The 16760-nt window shown below is 60.5% G+C and carries 13 protein-coding genes; 5 read left to right on the plus strand and 8 right to left on the minus strand.

Annotated elements, in window-relative coordinates; all coding sequences use genetic code 11:
* Positions 1-170 precede the first annotated feature (170 nt).
* The gene (locus tag LGR44_RS14705; RefSeq protein WP_226741446.1) at positions 171-2087 is read left to right on the plus strand and encodes a glycosyltransferase family 2 protein; all 1917 of its coding nucleotides are present in this window, start codon (positions 171-173) and stop codon (positions 2085-2087) included.
* Between the two features lie 67 nt (positions 2088-2154).
* On the opposite strand, the gene LGR44_RS14710 is transcribed toward LGR44_RS14705, so the two are convergent.
* The 6 genes from LGR44_RS14710 to LGR44_RS14735 all read right to left on the minus strand — a co-directional run bounded on the left by LGR44_RS14710 (position 2155) and on the right by LGR44_RS14735 (position 9502).
* Positions 2155-3738: a glycosyltransferase family 2 protein gene (locus LGR44_RS14710; RefSeq protein ID WP_226741447.1), complete on the minus strand. Its 1584-nt coding sequence runs from the start codon at positions 3736-3738 to the stop codon at positions 2155-2157.
* 41 nt (positions 3739-3779) lie between these two features.
* Positions 3780-4337 (minus strand): dTDP-4-dehydrorhamnose 3,5-epimerase, encoded by a 558-nt coding sequence (gene rfbC / locus LGR44_RS14715; protein WP_226741476.1) that lies wholly within the window; start codon positions 4335-4337, stop codon positions 3780-3782.
* A gap of 89 nt (positions 4338-4426) precedes the next feature.
* Positions 4427-6322 carry a glycosyltransferase gene (locus tag LGR44_RS14720; RefSeq protein WP_226741448.1) on the minus strand — a complete coding sequence of 632 codons (1896 nt, stop codon included), beginning with the start codon at positions 6320-6322 and terminating at the stop codon, positions 4427-4429.
* Positions 6323-6505: 183 nt separating this feature from the next.
* Positions 6506-7267, minus strand: a complete 762-nt coding sequence (locus LGR44_RS14725) for an ABC transporter ATP-binding protein (protein ID WP_226741449.1) — start codon at positions 7265-7267, stop codon at positions 6506-6508.
* Positions 7268-7276: 9 nt separating this feature from the next.
* The gene (locus LGR44_RS14730; RefSeq protein ID WP_226741450.1) at positions 7277-8056 is read right to left on the minus strand and encodes an ABC transporter permease; all 780 of its coding nucleotides are present in this window, start codon (positions 8054-8056) and stop codon (positions 7277-7279) included.
* Positions 8057-8194: 138 nt separating this feature from the next.
* The gene (locus LGR44_RS14735; protein WP_226741451.1) at positions 8195-9502 is read right to left on the minus strand and encodes a nucleotide sugar dehydrogenase; all 1308 of its coding nucleotides are present in this window, start codon (positions 9500-9502) and stop codon (positions 8195-8197) included.
* Between the two features lie 479 nt (positions 9503-9981).
* Here LGR44_RS14735 and LGR44_RS14740 point away from each other — a divergent pair, with 479 nt between their 5' ends.
* A complete protein-coding gene (locus LGR44_RS14740; RefSeq protein WP_226741452.1) occupies positions 9982-10878 on the plus strand; it encodes a glycosyltransferase family 2 protein in 897 nt (298 codons plus the stop codon).
* 17 nt (positions 10879-10895) lie between these two features.
* On the opposite strand, the gene LGR44_RS14745 is transcribed toward LGR44_RS14740, so the two are convergent.
* Positions 10896-11621 carry a NeuD/PglB/VioB family sugar acetyltransferase gene (locus LGR44_RS14745; RefSeq protein ID WP_319004853.1) on the minus strand — a complete coding sequence of 242 codons (726 nt, stop codon included), beginning with the start codon at positions 11619-11621 and terminating at the stop codon, positions 10896-10898.
* Between the two features lie 221 nt (positions 11622-11842).
* Here LGR44_RS14745 and LGR44_RS14750 point away from each other — a divergent pair, with 221 nt between their 5' ends.
* The 3 genes from LGR44_RS14750 (at position 11843) to LGR44_RS14760 (ending at position 15551) form a co-directional block, all read left to right on the plus strand.
* Positions 11843-12958 (plus strand): DegT/DnrJ/EryC1/StrS family aminotransferase, encoded by a 1116-nt coding sequence (locus tag LGR44_RS14750; RefSeq protein ID WP_226741453.1) that lies wholly within the window; start codon positions 11843-11845, stop codon positions 12956-12958.
* A gap of 11 nt (positions 12959-12969) precedes the next feature.
* A complete protein-coding gene (locus LGR44_RS14755; protein WP_226741454.1) occupies positions 12970-14184 on the plus strand; it encodes a glycosyltransferase family 2 protein in 1215 nt (404 codons plus the stop codon).
* A 317-nt stretch (positions 14185-14501) separates the two neighbouring features.
* Complete coding sequence (locus LGR44_RS14760) at positions 14502-15551, plus strand: glycosyltransferase family 4 protein (RefSeq protein ID WP_226741455.1); 1050 nt, start codon at positions 14502-14504, stop codon at positions 15549-15551.
* A 205-nt stretch (positions 15552-15756) separates the two neighbouring features.
* On the opposite strand, the gene LGR44_RS14765 is transcribed toward LGR44_RS14760, so the two are convergent.
* Entirely contained in the window at positions 15757-16716 is a 960-nt protein-coding gene (locus tag LGR44_RS14765) for a hypothetical protein (protein ID WP_226741456.1), read from the minus strand.
* Between the last annotated feature and the right edge of the window lie 44 nt (positions 16717-16760).

Raw genomic sequence — 16760 nt, forward strand, 5'->3', positions numbered from 1 at the left:
GAGCCCGTCCCGATCCTCCAGCCTCATGCGGCGGTGGGTCCGTCACCGCCGTTCCATGCGTCCGCACGCCCCTTGCGTATCCCTGTAACCGATCTATAGCTTCGTCCCACGTACTGGGTCCAAGATTGGGTCCTGGTCATTCGCCACATCCTGGAACCTGATCCTAAGCCATGACGGTCGCACGAACCATCAAGCACATCGTTCCGGCCGATGCTCGGACACTCATCAAGAAGAACTTTCCCGGATCGGTCGAGAAGGTTGCGTTCGGCTTGGATTCGATTCCTCTCTTCCTGAACGGCAGGGCATGGAAGCGGCTCCTGCAGCCCAACCCCAACCAGCGACTGCATCCCCTGGGGTCCAAATTGTGGTCCGGTTTCGGGGAGCGGGCCTCCGGCGAGATCGAGTTGTCCAAGCTCTCAGCCCAGCGCGACCGCAAGGTGCTGGCCGCCGCGGCCTGGTCGCTCGCCAAGTGGTACGCCTACAACCGGGACTACGGCCGAGCCCTCGAGAACCTCGTTCTCATGACGACGGCGATCCCCAGGATGCGGCGGAATGTCTACACCCAACTCATGGTGGTCGAGTGCCTGCTCCGGCTCGACCGGCTGGACGAGGCCCAGGAATGGCTGGAATGGGCCTCGCGCGGCACCGAGACCAGAGCGGAATTCTACTTCTCGGCCGCCAATATAGCTTATGCGCTCGCAAGCCGGGCGGGCTCCCTGACCACCGCCGACGCCGAGCGCCTGGCATGGCTGAACCGGGTCTACGAGGAGGGGGGCTTCTCCAAGATCGAGAAACGGGACCCGGATGCTCCCTTAAGCCTCGACAACCTCAAGGTCGCCAATCCTCGCTCGGTCGAGGCGACGACGAAGCTGAGCGTCCTGATGCCCGCCTATAACTGCGCGGACACCCTGCCGATCGCTCTGACCAGCATTCTCGACCAGACCTGGCGCAATCTGGAAGTGCTCGTCGTGGACGACAGGAGCCCGGATGAGACCTGGCAGGTCATCCAGCGCTTCGCCGAGCGCGACAACCGCATCATTCCCTTGCGTCACGAACGCAACGGCGGCGCCTATGCGGCCAGGAACACCGCCCTCGCGCATGCGACGGGCGACTTCGTGACCGTTCACGATGCGGACGACTGGTCGCATCCCGAAAAATTCGCGGCGCAGATGCTCCATGCGCTCTCGCAGCCCGACGGCATCAGCACGACGATCGGCGTCCGCGTCTCGATGGATCTTCGCTTCGACGTAAAGGCCAATATGGCCGGGATGCTGATGGAGAACACCTCGTCACTTCTGGTGAAGCGGCAGGTCATGGCCGATCTCGGCGGCTGGGACGTGACCCGGCTGGGGGCGGATTCCGAGTTCTACGAGCGTATCAAGGTCAAGCACGGTCTTGCGACGAACAAGCTCTTCCCGGCCACGCCCCTGACCCTCATCCTGTTCAGCGGCTCCTCGCTGACGCAGACCAAGGCGGCTGGGATCGCGACCGTGAACTACGGCGCGCGCCGGCAGTACAAGGAGGCCTACCGCTTCTGGCACGCCACGGAAATGGCCAAGCCCGAGCCCGATCTGCGCATGACCCCGGAGCGGCGCTTCCCGGCCCCCCGTATCGTTCTCGGACAGAAAGAGCCGATCCAGGACATCGACGTGGTCGTCGTCGGGAACTTCGCCGATGCGGCGCGGCCTTTCGAGCGGGACGTCGCGCACTGGGAGCGCCTCGTGGAAGGAGGCCTGAAGCTCGGCCTCGTCCACTGGCCAACCTACCGGCGCGCAGAGGCCAACATCGTAGCTCCGATCCGCTCCGCGATCGCCACGGGCCTCATCGAAAACATCGTTCCGGGAGAGAGCGTGTCGTGCCGGGCCGCGGTTCTCCTGGATCCAGCGCTTCTCGCCGATCCTCCTGCCCCGCTTCCGGTCATCTCCGCCGAGCGCCTCTACGTGATGGCCGCCGCCACGCTTTCGGCGCAGCAGGAGGCGGATGCGCAGGGCTTCTTCGGCTGTGTTCCCCTCATGATCGGCGAGGATGACATCACGTCCGCGCTGAATGGGCTCGACAGCGCCGTTATGACAGCGCCGTCTGCGTGACGGCGCCATGCACTCGCATGCGCCTGTAGGCCCTTTATAAGATCCTCGCGTTTCGCTCCGAATGCCTTCAGCTTGCGAGGGCCGGCGCGGGCAGCAGATTGTCTGGAACGGGGAACGGGCGCCTCTCCAGAGGAAAGGGCATGTAGAGCCTGTCCGCGGTTTCGTGCCAGAGGCCGAACGCCCGGCGATAGGCACTTCGTGTTGGGCTGAAGAGGCCCATGTCGCTGTCGATCTGGAAGACGCCGCCGCCGGAGAGGCTCGTTTCCGACCAGCTGACAAAGGACAGGAGCTTGTCGATCCTGCGGATGCTGTCGCGCCCGAAGGCACGCTCCATCCTGAGATGGAACTCCCCATCGCCGGCGGCGCGCACCGAATCGTACCAGCCGATCCTGTCCATGACGGGTTTGCGCCGGAACATCAGCGACGACGCATCCGGCCGGAAATAGCCATTGAGCGCCCGGAACCCGCGTTCAGGCGAGCAGCGAACGTGTTCGACCCAAGTGGCGACAATGGATCGATCCCGCTGCAGCTCGGCGACCGCCGTTGCGATTTTCTGCGGGTGCGCCCAGTCGTCGGCATCCTGGTTGGTGACGAACTCCCCTGCCGCCGCTGCAAGGCCGACGTTCCTCGCCACGAAGGCGCCGGAATTCCGGTCGAGGGAGATCAGGCGAAATCGTGAATCGTCCCAGCTCAGCCGCTCAACGATACGGGCCGTTTCATCACTACTCGCATCATTGACAACGATGATCTCAAGATCCCGATAGGTCTGGTTGCGCAATGATTCTAGGGCGTATGGCAGCGTATGCGCGCTGTTGTAGGCCGGCATCAGGATTGACACGAGTGGCCCATGAACAGGAGCACCCACGCATGAGATAGGCGCTAGATTCTCGCAGGCGAACGCAGCATTCTCTTCCTTGAGGCGCACCGGATCGACTCCCTGCCCAGCAAGGATCCTGTTTACTGCGGCGAGCTGAAGATCGTAGCGACCATCCCAGAATTGAGTCTGCGCATCGAAGATATCGAGCTTCATCCTGCTCCGGACATCGGCGGCCTCGTTCCGGAGCGCGCGTTCAAGTGCAAGAGACGCATCCGCCATATTCGCTCCACGAAACTGGTGCGCACATTTGAGAGCAGCATCGAACTGGTTTGCTGCGATCCGCGATGCATGGGTGACGATACGTGCGACGGCAATTTGGCTGACCTCAGGGCTGATGGACGCCGCGAATGGATAGACTCTGCATAGGAAGCCGGATGCGTCGGCGCTATCCGGCTCCTTCAAGACGTCCTCGATCATCCTTGCGGCCGCTGCTGGGCGTTTCAGATTGGCGGACGCCAGCAGATAGAGCTGCCGACACGTATAGTCCCTTCTATACTCGACCGGCATTACCTCATAGGTGGAGCACACCTCCTCAAACCGATGGGCCGTGAAGTAGCAGTTGAGCAACATCTTCCAGGCACGGGTCCGCTTCGCATCGATACGGTCCAGAAGAGCGGCGGCGGCATTGAAATTGCCAGTTTCGATCAACTGTCCGGCCCGCCCCAGGGCCGCCGTCTGCCGGTCGAAGGACACAGCCCTGAGCCAGAAGACGGCTCGCCGGAGCGTAGCGTTCGCCTTCAGCCGGGAAACTGTTGTTCCAAGAAGACGCTTCATGCAGGAACACCTCACGCCAGCCGGTGGAGCCGCCTACAACCTCATTGGAAATAGGTCGGCAACTCTGACAGTTTCGGCTGCCGCCGGTCCTTGTCGGAAAGAATTGCGTCAGTCGGACCGACGGGCCATGCTATGCCGAGGTCCGGATCATCCCAGGCCAGACCGTGGTCGTGGTCGACGGAGTAGTAGGCGGATACTTTGTACAGCACTTCAGTGTTCGGCTCGAGGGTGCAGAACCCGTGAGCGAACCCGACCGGCACAAGGATCTGGCATCCGTTCTCGGCAGACAGCTCGGCCGTGACGTGCCTTCCGTAAGTAGGGGACGAGCGCCGCAGGTCGACCGCGACATCGAGGATCCTGCCGCGCACAACCCGAATGAGCTTGACTTGTGCAAACGGACCACTTTGGAAATGTAGGCCCCGCACGGTTCCAACCATCGCAGACAGAGAGTGATTGTCCTGGACAAACTCCTCGGCGATTCCAGTCTCCGTGAACCGCTGGCGGTTGTAAGTTTCTGAAAAGAAGCCCCGGCTATCGCCAACGCGCCTTGGCGTCACGATCTTCACATCCGGGATCGCTGTCGGCTCTACGCTCAACACCTTTGGCACCTCATTGAACTTCACGCTTAGGCTCGGGTACAGCAGTTCGTCCCGGGAGCGGAAAGCCGCATTCAGATTCTTGCAGCATGTTATCGAACGCCTGAACTTTTGGATGCGCTGTGCCGTGCTGTTCGCGCGGCCTTGAAATAACATGCCGCCTCCGTGCGCATGCGCTCGAGAAGCGGATGCTCCTCCACCTGGCGGTAGGCGCTCAGAATCGCCTCCGTACCATACAGATCCCGCAACCGTTTCCAGGCCTCGGCCATATGGACGACGCGCTTCTCCTCGTCAATGCTGCGGGATTTGCGGTGGAACACGAAAGTATGGGTCGCGACCGCGAACTCGAAGCCGGCCGCGAGAGCCCGGAAGCAGTAGTCGTTCTCCTCCCCGTAGAAGCGATGGAAGTTCACGTCGTCGAACAACCCGATGCGGTCGATGACCTCCTTCTTCATGCCGAAGCAGAAGCCGTGCACGAGCGGCACGCGCGGCAGGAGGTCCGCGAAGCTCCAACCCTCGCAGGCGAGGTCGAGATCGACGAGGCCAAGCCCCTTGGGCAGTTCGTTGATGGCGGTGTTCCGGCGGCTGCTCTTGATGTGAGGGATCGATTGAGCGCCTGCTGCATTCGAGAGCGGCCCGACAATGCCGATCCGGTCGCTCCGGTTTGCGGCGTCGAGCATCTTCAGGGCCCAGTTCGGACACACGATCGTGTCGCTGTTCAGGAGGATCCGGAAGCCGGCGCTCCCGGCTTGAAGGCCCCAGTTGGCCGAGCCCGTATAACCGAGATTCTCCTCGTTCTCGATCAGGGTCGCCTGCTCCTCGCTTCCCGCAAACCGGCGCAGATAGGCAGTCGTCTCCTCATCGGACCGGTCGTTGACGATGATGATCCGATGTCCGGGCAGCAGATTTTCCCGGACCGACTCCAGGCAGAGGCGAACATCCTCCAGGGCGTTGTGGACGCAGACGACGATATCGACCGGAATGCCGGCCACCGCTCGCAGACGCTCGTCCTTGACGGTCGCAAAGGAAGGACCGCCATCGGGGCTCATCTTGGAGCCGAGCTGCAGGAGCACCTCGGGTACGATCAGGGCGCGTGCATTGACATGACGAAAATAGCGGAAGTCGTCATGATCCCGTACCGACTGGCCTTGCGGCAGGAGAGGCACGATCTTGAGATCCGGACGCTGGTGCGTGACCCAGGCCAGGCCGAGCTGGTCACGACGGCTGAACCCCTCGATTTGCTGCCACCACAGATCGAGCGCCGCGGCCGCTTCCGGGCGCTGCAGCCGAACCACCATGAAGCCGGTCTCGAAAATGGGCTGCTTCGGCGGCAGGCCGTTCTGCCGGTAGTGCGCGACCTGCCGGTCGATGGCCGCCGCGCTGTCCTTCTTGAGCTGCTTGCAGGCTTCCGCTTCCTCGTAGAAGCAGTCCCGATGCGGATGCGACACCAGCCCCAGATGCCCATTGGCCCGACCGACCATGTCGATATATCGCCGGACGTCGCCTTTCAGGATGATGTTCGCGTCCAGCCACACGGCGATTTCGTGATCCGGGAATAGCTCATGAGGATGTGTCTTTACCCACCGGGCCACGCGGGTGGGGTCGGGATGATAATAGGGCACGGAGCGCATCTGCCACACGCCGTAATCATGGCGCGGCTCGTCGGTGAAGCAGACGTAATCGATGCCGGGATCGATGATGTCCGGAAGCAGCAGATTGTCGTATTTGCCGAAGATGGCGGTGTAGAAGATGATCTTTCGTCCACCCTCGCCTCGCGCCTCGCGATGCGCCGCGATCATTCGGGCGATGTCCGGGTCGACCTGCCAGCGGCTGTCGGTCAGGAAGGCGGCGACTTGTTTTGGGAGTCTTGCCAGCAGGGCGTCCCTCGTGCTGTTGATCGCCTGTCGCCCGAAGGCGGCCAAACGCGGAACGCGGTGGGCTAGGGCGCGCAGAGGGCTCGTCACCTTATGGGAAAGGGAACTTCGCATCCCTCCGATCTCCTCCAGTCTAACCTTTTGATGCTAGGCCCTATTCCTGCCAAACGCTTTGCCTCTATTCGAAAGGCTCCGCCATTCGTCCCTTCTAGCTTCCACGCCAATGGCGCTGCAAGCCTATAATATTTGCTGGCTCGACCTCGGGGTGAGAGAGCGGGCTCGGCTCTGCCCCCTGCCCTACTTCGCTTTCACGTCCGACGAGGTCTTGTAGATCTGAATCACCTCATCGACGGAGCCGAACGCTTTAGCCCGGCCGTGTTCGAGCAGAAGGGCCTTGTTGCAAAGATCCCGCAGAACTGAGTTGGAGTGGGACGCCAGCACCATGATCTTCGACTGCATCATGAAACCCTCGAGCTGCTCGTTGGCCTTTCTCAGGAAAGCGGCGTCGCCAGTGGCCACCACCTCGTCGAGCAACAGGATATCGGTGTCGACATGGGTCGAAACCGCGAAGGCAAGGCGAGCCCGCATGCCGGAGGAATAGGTGCGCATCGGAAGATCGAGGAACTCACCGAGCTCACTAAACTCGGCGATGCTGTCGATCTTTCTTCTGATTTCGGCGCGGCTCATCCCGAGAAAGAGACCCCGGATGAAGATGTTGTCGTATCCCGTCGCCTCCATGTCGAGGCCGAAGCTGAGGTTGAGGAGCGGTGCAACGCGCCCCTCGACGACTATGTGACCCTCCGTAGGGGCATATAGTTTGGCCATGACCCGCAGCAGGGTCGACTTGCCCGCGCCATTGTGGCCGAGCAGCGCGAGCCGGTCACCGGGCTCCAGGCGAAGAGAAAGCCCATCAAGGGCCCGCACCCGCAGATATCCGGCTCCGCCGTCGGCGAGCTGACCGCCGACAGCATTGCTCTGGAGTCCGGGATGATTGCCGCGGGCTTTCGTCTGAAGCACCGGAAAGTCAAGCGATATGTTATCCAATTCCAGGAGAGCCATGACAGCACCTCAGATCCAGAGGGCGATCTGACGCCGCCAATGGGCGTAGACCGGCAGCATGATGCACCAGCCCAGCACAGTGATCCCCAGAACCACAGCCCAAACGAGCAGGCTCGGGACCTGACCAAGAAGCGGCGCGCGCAGGATTTCCACGAAGTAGTACATAGGGTTGAAGTAGACGAAGATCATACGTGCGCCTGTCGCGCTCTCCGCATGCCACAGGATCGGAGTGACGAAGAAGATCAGCCGCATCGCGTTGGGTATGAGCTGGCCGAGATCCCTATAGCGCGCATTGATGAGCCCGAGCAGCATGGCGACCCAGACGCCGTTCAGAAGGATCAGCGCAAGCGCCGGAAGGGCCAAGAGCACGGCGGGGAATGGCCAGACCTGGAAGATCAGGAGCACGATGACGAGAACGACGGCGTTATATCCGAAGATCAGGATGTTCTTCCACAGAAGTCGGTAGACGAACACCGTGCTGGGAACAGGGATTTCCCTGATGGCCGAGGCGTTCGACACAAAGGCGTCCTTACCCTCGTTCACCAGCGCCGAAAGAAAGTTCCACGTGGTGAAGCCCGCCACGAGATAGGGAATGTAGTCGTGGACGCTCTGCCCCATGATACCGCTGTACAGCGTTCCCATGCCGAAGGCCACGAAGGCCATACTAAGAGAGATCCAGAGCGGCCCGAGCCGCGTCTGGCGGTGACGCGACAGCACGTCTCGCCAGCCGAGCGTGAGCCACAGCTCGTGCCAACGCCAACCCTCGCGGACCTCGCGTATCGCTTCCACCAGCCCGGATCCTTTGCTTCTCAACTTTCCCATCCTTGATGGCATGTCCGAATCCGGAACCGCCGACCTCGATCGGCCTGCGATGCCCTGGTCAAGGGCCTCGCCTTAGCCCGCTTTCTTTACCGCCTGCCTCTCGGCTTATGCCTTGACCACATTGTCGCGGGTCCCGAGATAGCGTCCTCGGGTGTCCACAATCAGCTGCGCGTGCTTCTCGATCAGCCCGTAGTCGAACCGGTCGTGGTCCGTAGCAAGGAGCACGAGGTCGAAGCCGGAGAGCACCTCCGGCGTCAGATCGATGCTGTCGAGCTGGAACGAGTAGCGGCGCATCTTCGGGAAGTGCGGCACGTGCGGGTCGCTGTACGCGATATGAGCCCCCTTGGCTTCAAGCATGCTCATAAGCTCGACGGAGGGGGATTCCCGCATGTCGTCCACATTCTTCTTATAGGCAATGCCGAGGACCAGGATCCGGCTGCCGCGGATCGATTTCTCTCGGTCGTTGAGAGCATCGGAAATTTTTTCGACCACCCATTCGGGCATCGTGCTGTTGATCTCGCCCGCGAGCTCGATGAAGCGCGTATGCAGACCGTATTCGCGCGCCTTCCAGGTCAGATAGAAGGGATCGATGGGAATGCAGTGCCCGCCAAGGCCGGGACCGGGATAGTAGGGAACGAACCCGAACGGCTTGGTCGCGGCCGCACGGATGACTTCGTGGATATCGATCCCCATGCGGTCGGCGATGATCTTCATCTCGTTGACGAGGCCGATATTGACTGCACGATGGATGTTCTCGAGCAGCTTGGTCAGCTCGGCGGCCTGGGTCGAGCTCACCGGAACGACCTTGTCGATGACTTGGCCATAGAGAGCGATCCCCACCTCCAGACAGGCCGGCGTGGTGCCGCCGCACACTTTAGGGATGTTGCGCGTGCTGAATTTCGGGTTGCCTGGGTCCTCGCGCTCTGGGGAGAAGACCAGGAAGGCGTCCTGGCCGACAGTGAGGCCGACCTTCTCGATTCGGGGCCGCAGCTCCTCTTCGGTCGTGCCGGGATAGGTGGTGCTCTCCAGGGAGACCACTTGGCCGCCTCGCAGGTGCGGCAAAAGCGCCTCCACCGTGTTCAGGACGAAGCTCAAGTCCGGCTCGCGGTACTTGTTGAGGGGCGTCGGGACGCACAGAATCAGAGCATCGGCCTCGCGAGCACGAGACAGGTCGGAGGTAGGCTCGAAGCCGTTCCTGACCGCTTCGGCGATCCCTTCGGCCGGAATGTGTTCGATATAGGTCTGCCCGCGGTTGATGATCTCGACCTTGCTCTGGTCGATGTCGAAGCCGATGACCTTGTAGCCGGTCTCGGCGTAGCGGAGCGAAAGCGGCAAGCCGACATAGCCCAATCCAACGACCCCGATAACCGCCGTCTTGTCGTTCAGCTTTTGAAGCAGCGCATCTTTGTTCATGAGGAATCCCGGCCTCGCCTTCTTTGGACAGCGGACCAACCAAAAGGCATGATCGGGCCCGCAAGGGCTCCGGAAGGCGCCACAGGCCCGCCGGAACCGGAAAAGCGGCAGTCACCTAGCCAAGAGACCTTGGCTAGGGCCGCGCGCACGCCGCTATACCTCCTTGGCGTGCGGCCAGCAACCGTCATGGAACATTGGATCGTCAGCGTTTCAGCCGGATCGCAAGGCGGGAGTATGCCCCAGAAGGCCCATGCCGCCGGCGGGCGCCCCTCCGAGGGCCGGGCGGCGTATAGTTTCCTAACAGTATGCGCCCTCCCCGGGAAGCGTAGCCATGTGGCGATTCGCCTGAACCGGACCCAGCGCCTCACGCAAGTCACTCAGGAGCACCTGGCTCGCAACCGGCAGCCACGCCCTCTTCCTCGTGCTTGCTCAGGCCCTGAGACCGCTCTACTAGACGTTCCGAGTCCCGGAGGACGGCCATGCGCGTTCTGGCGATCGCCATCACATACAATCCCGAAACAGCCTTGCTGGCCGACGTTCTGAAGGCGATTGCTCCGCAGGTTCAAGGGATCGTCGTGGTCGACAACGGGTCGGCCAATGTGAGCAGCATTCGCGACATCGCCGCGATAGTCGGCGCGCAGATCATCGCCAACGATCAGAATCTCGGAATTGCCGCCGCCCAGAACCAGGGTGTCTCGCAGGCGCGGGCTGACGGCTTCTCGCACGTGCTGCTGCTCGATCAGGATACCGTCCTGTCGCCCGGTGTCGTGGCCGAACTGATGCAGAACTTGGAAGAACTCGAACGTCGCCAGGAACGCGTGGCTGCCATCGGCCCAGCCTATTACGAGATCAATAGCCAGCGGCGGACCAGGGCGTACCACGCCAGCGCCACGCGCATTTCCCGGATCCCTCTGGACGGCGGCACCCAGCCGGTCGCCAGCGACTTCATCATTGCCTCGGGCTCCCTCATCGCGCTCGCCGTCTTCGATGAGGTCGGGGGATTCTATGAGGATCTCTTCATCGACCTTGTTGATGTGGAATGGTGCTTCCGGGCTCGCGCCGCGGGCTACCGGAGCTTCTTGGCGCCGACGGCGGCCGTGGAACACCGCCTGGGAAGCGGCACCGTAAAGGTCGGCTCCCGCGAAGTTGCCCTCCATGTGCCGATAAGGAACTATTACTGGGTCAGGAATGCGCTCTGGCTCGCGCGGCGGTCCTGCACGCCGGCGGCATGGCGACTGTACTTCATCAGTCGATGCCTGGCCTTTCTGGGGGTGTACACCACCGCCGCCGATCAGCGGAAATTACGGCTGAAACTCATCGTCCGCGGCTTCCAGGACGGCCTCAGAGGCAAGCTGGGCCGCATACCCCAGCGATAGCCCCTGACGAGATCGACTTAACGAGCCGGCACGCCGATGACGCTCGCGCCGGCGGGAACGTCCCTGACCACGACAGCTCCCATCCCGATGACAGCGCCTTTGCCAATCCGAAGGTGTCGCCCGGGCGAACCGTTGCGAATGACCGCTCCTGCCCCCACGAAGACGCCGTCCTCGATATGGACCCAGCCATTGCAGGAGACCCGAGGTGCGAACGTAACATAATCGCCGATGATGCAGTCATGGGAGACTTGGCAAAAACTATTTCCTTGGAAATGCCGCCCGATCAGAGCGGAGTTGTTGATGACCGAATAATCGCACAGCACCGACCCCTCTCCGATCTTAGCCGAGGACGAAACAATCGCCGTCGAAGCAACGATCGTGGCGAGCGGCTGATGTGAAAACCGGACAGATAAAGTCCTGCGGTCGTCGGAACTGCCGACGGCAAAACAGATCTTGTCGCTCGGACGCAGGTCGGTCGGACGGATCACCGGAATGCCCTGGACCGGCCCATCAGGTTCATCCGTGACGAATACGAGGTCGATGGGATCGGTGGAGGAAATTCCCCGTCGGACGATATCCGCGACCTCGCGTCCCATTCCGCCACATCCGAAAATTGCCAACCGCATCCCGCAAAAGTCCCCATCGTCCCGCGCCGGAGGGCTCTGAGAAGCCTGTCTGGCGGCCATTTCCCCCGCATGAATTCCGGAGGTTGGGTTACCGTTCGAACGGGGAGAATAGAGCATCACGCTTCAAAAGTGGATCTATGTATTCGCCATTAGGGACCTCTTCGCCGCCCACCTTTACGGGAGCCGCCGGGGTTGCGCGACTCGGTCGGCTCTTCCTCTCCTAGGAGAGAGGATCCGGTGTTCTTGCTCATGGTCTCCCTTTTGTTTATTGGGCAGTTTCCCGCCGTGCGGGGGCGTTCCATTCTCGGAATGACGTAAGCAGGGCCCAGGAGAGTGACTTGGCCGAAACGAATTCTCTGCAGACACAGGTCCTCGTACCTGTTCTCCCGACCTTAGAGATGATCCGCCCGTACCTGGAATCGATTGACCGGACCCATATCTATTCCAATGACGGCCCCCTGAACCGCCTGTTCTGCCTGGAACTCGCCAAGTATCTAGAGGGACGCATCACGCCTCCTGCAACGATTGTGGCCACGACGGTTTCCAACGGAACCATCGCGATCGAACTCGCCCTCAAGGCGTCGGCCAAAAGGGATGCACGATACATCATGCTTCCCGCTTACACGTTTATCGCTACCGCACATGCGGTGAAGAACGCAGGATTCGAACCATTCTTCCTGGACGTCGATGAGGAGCTTCTCACAATTACCCCCGAGATCGTGCGTGCCGCGCTCTCGGAGTGCGACGCACCGGCCGCCGTCATTGTCGTGAGTCCATTTGGAGGGCCTGTGCAGACGTCGGGCTGGGAGCAGTTCGAGGATGAGACAGGCATACCGGTAATCTTCGATTGCGCTGCAGCCATAACGTCAATCCGCTCGGTCTCGCGGCAACCGATGTGTATCAGCCTGCATGCGACGAAGATGATAGGCGTCGGTGAGGGTGGAGCAGTCATTTCAACGGATGCGGATCTCATCGCACGGATCCGGCAGGCGGCGTCCTTCGGCTTCACACCGGACAGCAGGATATCGGAAGTCGTAGGTGGAAACTATCGCCTCTCGGAATATGCAGCCGCCATCGGCCTCTCCTCCCTCGAATCGGTCGACGGCAAGGTGTCGTTGCTATTCGACAAGGCTCGAATCTACAGAGAAAATTTCAGCGGCAACCCTGTTCGCTTTCAACCTGGTTTCGGCCAGGACTGGATTGCCATGACGATGAATGTTATCCTAGAGGGGGCACGTGTCCAGCGGGTCCTGGATACCCTTGACCGACATCGGCTTCCATGGCGACGGTGGTGGTCCCTCGGGTGTCACACCCATCCGGCCTTCGCAAACTCCGCCCGTACAGAACTGCCAGTCACCGAAGTTGTCGCGTACAACACGATCGGTCTGCCTTTCCACGTCGAGATCTCGGAACAGGAGATCGCTCGGATTAGCAGAATCGTTACAGACGCATAGGATTTGCCGCTATGGCGCCCCAGGTGAGCTTCATCGTGCTGTCATTCAACTATGCCCACTACATCGGGCAGACCATCGACAGCATTCTCAAGCAGACGATGGGAGACTTCGAACTCATCGTCATCGACGACAACTCGCGAGACAATTCCGTGGAGGTCGTAAAGACCTTCGACGATCCGCGCATCAAGTTGATCAGGAACGAGAAGAACTTAGGAGGAGCCGGCTCGTTCAACAAGGCGTTTCAGCATTCCAGCGGAACCTTTATTTCGAATGTCGATGCGGACGATTGGATCGAGCCGGAGAAGACCGAAAAACAACTCCAGGCAGCGCAAGAACATTCGGCAGATATCGTCGGGACATGGGTTAACTACGTCGACGAATCCGGATCGCTGCACCCAAACAGCGAGGCGCTTGAGGTAATTGCGAGTCGGCAGGCGGACTACAACCTCCCGAGCACTTGGATCGTGCAAAACAGCTTTTGCAGATCATCGACGCTCATTAAGCGATCATTCCACGAGAAATTCGGGCTGATGGACCCTGAGCTTGTTCGCGCTCCAGATTTTGAGCTTTGGCTCAGAGCCTTGAGCGGCGGACAGCGCTTCCATATGGTCCAGGAAAAGCTGACGAACTACAGGCTGCATTCCGGCGGAGTGACACACGCCGATCCCATTGGAAGCTACCTTGAGATCGCGTACACATTCAGGAAGAATATGCTTCCTCTTCTGAATAAATGGGGGGATCAGAAGTCAAAAGCCGAACTGTTCGATTGGTTCATGGTGGCGCCACAGGCCTTGGAACTTCCCCCGAAGCAGCGGTTCCGCGTCCTTGGATACTTAGCCTCCGCCAATCGAGAGCTATCATACCGCGAGTTCCGCGACTGGATTATGGTTGATTCCAACCAAGAGAGCGAGAATGCCGAGGAAATCGGCAGAAACATCGCGTGCATTTTCCGCTATGGCGCAGCCAGCGCGAAACTTATCGAAGAGAGAAGATACTCAGTCAAGCTGGAAGAGGCACGCGATTGGTGGCAAAAGAAAAGCAATGAATGGGAAATGTCTTTTCGCGAGAGCCGTCAGAAGTGCGACACCTTGAAGGCGGATCTGCGTGCCGCAAGACGCGCGGCGGCAATTGCTGAAAAGTCAGCGAAAGCGGCCATCGCGCAGCAGCAGTCGAGCGGCACCGGCCTCAAGGGTAAAATTCGCCGGATCTTACAGCTTGTGAAGTAACGGACCTGTAGCGTTCTTTGCGTGGAGGATCCGATGTGCTTTCAAGAATACCACGCACAAGAAGAGAGCGGCCCCCACACCAGTGAAAATGCTCTCAGGCACTGACCTGAAAGGCGGAAACGGCTTTGCGGTGGATGATGCACAAGAACTAAGACCTTGAAGCCGAGATGCGGCGGCAAAAAAGATCCGCAATAGCAAAACGAGAACCCCCGTTTCACCGACATGGACTTCAGTTCCGCACGATGTGATCACCCTGCGCCCGCTCTTCTACGCCCCGATACACGCCCTCTACGCCCCCGATAAAGGTATGCTATTTCATGACGCATGTTTTGGCACTGCTACCCTTCCCGGTAAAGAGCTTTTTGCACCTGTCCACGCTTCGGTCGCTTAGTGAGCACGGCGTCCATGTTCATATCGCCGTCGAATCCATGGATGCCTCTCCTTATGCGAGTGATTCACTGGATGATTTTGTCCAGATGCGGTCCCTTACGGACTTGTCGGCGGAGGACTACTCCCGCCATTCCTCCGTTCTGGCGGGATTGATCGAGGCGCGGGGCATTTCAGCAATACTGCAGATCGGTGCAAGCATGAGCTATCCTCTGCTCCCCGAACTGAAGATGAGGTTTCCCCATATTCGCATCATCGACCTCATGTTGAACCCTTATGGTCACAACTGGGACCATTTTCTTTTCGAGAACGTCATAGACACCGTTGTCGTCGAGTCAGAGTTCATGGCGGACGTGATAAGGAATTCGACGATGCGCCCTGCACGAGATATCCGCGTCGTTCGAAGTGGAACACGAATAGGGGGCGCATATTCCACGCTGCAGACGACTCGCCCCCTGACGGTCGGCTATGCCGGACGCCTGAGCGAGGAAAAGGCGCCGGTCGAGTTCGTTAGGGTCGTCCAGCAGGCCTCGCAGAGGATCTCAGCTCAGTTCAAGATCTTCGGAAAAGGTCCTATGGAACGGGAAGTTTTGGCGGCGATCCGACGGGCAGATCTGCAGGAGCGGATCTCCATGGAGGGGTTTGCCCCAACGAATGTGGAGGCACTCTCCTCACTGGACGTTCTGATCGTGCCGTCGCGGTTTGATGGTCGACCGGCCGCCATCATGGAGGCGAGTGCTCTCGGCGTCGTGACAATCGCGGCTGGAGTCGGCGGAATTCCGGAAATGCTTCAGGACGGAGTGAACGGCTTCTGCCTCACGCCGTGGAGCGTGCCTGCTGCCGTCGACCGTCTATGTGCACTCGCCGAGAACAAGGAACTGCTTGAGTCGATGAGACGAGCATCACGGGCCTTCGCCGAAGTGGAGTTCAACTACGACAGAATGGTGCTGAGCTACGCCGATATCCTGAGGGCTGCCTAAAGCATCGGATGACCTCCAAAAGTGCAAATCCACTTTTATCCAACAGTTTGACGAAGTGGGTCCGCTTCGCCTTCTGAGAGCACGACACCCCTCACATCTCCATGACGGGTAAAGTCAAGCGGCGGAGCGGCCCGCGCCTCGCTCCGCAGTCAGGCCTGGAATTCGCCCAAGAGGTGAAGCGTCGAAGAAGGCATTCTCGAAAGGCCTATGGGTCGCTCGATGCTGCTGCCTTCTTGGCACGCCCGAAACCATCCTGCTTTGGCTTCAAAATAAGGCTCCAATAGCTCGCGCGGCCGGACAGCGAAGCTCTGAAGCATGTCGCCAGGTCCCCTTGCTTCTGCGCTAGCACGGCGCGGTCGTGGCTCTCCCGGATCGCCTCGGCGGCGGCTTCCGGCAGCGACACCGCGCCGAGAGCGGCCATCAGGGCGATGCCCGCAGAGCAGTTGTGTGGAGTCGGAACGGACGAAACCGGATCTAGAATTGCCGGCCAACGCTGTGTCAGGTCTCGCGTCTCGAAGAGGCAGTCGATCTCTCCCCGGCCGTAGCGATCAACGAAGAGATTCCGGCCTGCACGGACAGCCTGCTCGTCCGCCGACAGGGCACGGTTCGCATCGATCATCGTGTTGAGGAAGCCGCCATCCACCCGGCAGGGATAGGACAGCGCCGCCTCCACAGCCTTGGCAGACAAAATCGGCTTGTATCCCTTCGCCTTCAGGGTCTCGTCCAATCGCCGCTGGCGATCGTTGGCGTAGGGTTTCAAGATAAGATCGAAATAGCTCGCGCGGCCGGACAGCGAAGCTCTGAAGCATGTCGCCAGGTCCCCTTGCTTCTGCGCTAGCACGGCGCGGTCGTGGCTCTCCCGGATCGCCTCGGCGGCGGCTTCCGGCAGCGACACCGCGCCGAGAGCGGCCATCAGGGCGATGCCCGCAGAGCAGTTGTGTGGAGTCGGAACGGACGAAACCGGATCTAGAATTGCCGGCCAACGCTGTGTCAGGTCTCGCGTCTCGAAGAGGCAGTCGATCTCTCCCCGGCCGTAGCGATCAACGAAGAGATTCCGGCCTGCACGGACAGCCTGCTCGTCCGCCGACAGGGCACGGTTCGCATCGATCATCGTGTTGAGGAAGCCGCCATCCACCCGGCAGGGATAGGACAGCGCCGCCTCCACAGCCTTGGCAGACAAAATCGGCTTGTATCCCTTCGCCTTCAGGG

The organism is Microvirga lenta, assembly GCF_020532555.1.
Taxonomy (GTDB): Bacteria; Pseudomonadota; Alphaproteobacteria; order Rhizobiales; family Beijerinckiaceae; genus Microvirga; species Microvirga lenta.

Coding starts and splice junctions, on each gene's coding strand:
- LGR44_RS14735 (WP_226741451.1), bottom strand. CDS start 9,502: ATGAACAAAGATGCGCTGCTTCAAAAGCTGAACGACAAGACGGCGGTT.
- LGR44_RS14705 (WP_226741446.1), top strand. CDS start 171: ATGACGGTCGCACGAACCATCAAGCACATCGTTCCGGCCGATGCTCGG.
- LGR44_RS14740 (WP_226741452.1), top strand. CDS start 9,982: ATGCGCGTTCTGGCGATCGCCATCACATACAATCCCGAAACAGCCTTG.
- LGR44_RS14760 (WP_226741455.1), top strand. CDS start 14,502: ATGACGCATGTTTTGGCACTGCTACCCTTCCCGGTAAAGAGCTTTTTG.
- LGR44_RS14720 (WP_226741448.1), bottom strand. CDS start 6,322: ATGCGAAGTTCCCTTTCCCATAAGGTGACGAGCCCTCTGCGCGCCCTA.
- LGR44_RS14755 (WP_226741454.1), top strand. CDS start 12,970: ATGGCGCCCCAGGTGAGCTTCATCGTGCTGTCATTCAACTATGCCCAC.
- LGR44_RS14725 (WP_226741449.1), bottom strand. CDS start 7,267: ATGGCTCTCCTGGAATTGGATAACATATCGCTTGACTTTCCGGTGCTT.
- LGR44_RS14710 (WP_226741447.1), bottom strand. CDS start 3,738: ATGAAGCGTCTTCTTGGAACAACAGTTTCCCGGCTGAAGGCGAACGCT.
- LGR44_RS14745 (WP_319004853.1), bottom strand. CDS start 11,621: ATGCTCTATTCTCCCCGTTCGAACGGTAACCCAACCTCCGGAATTCAT.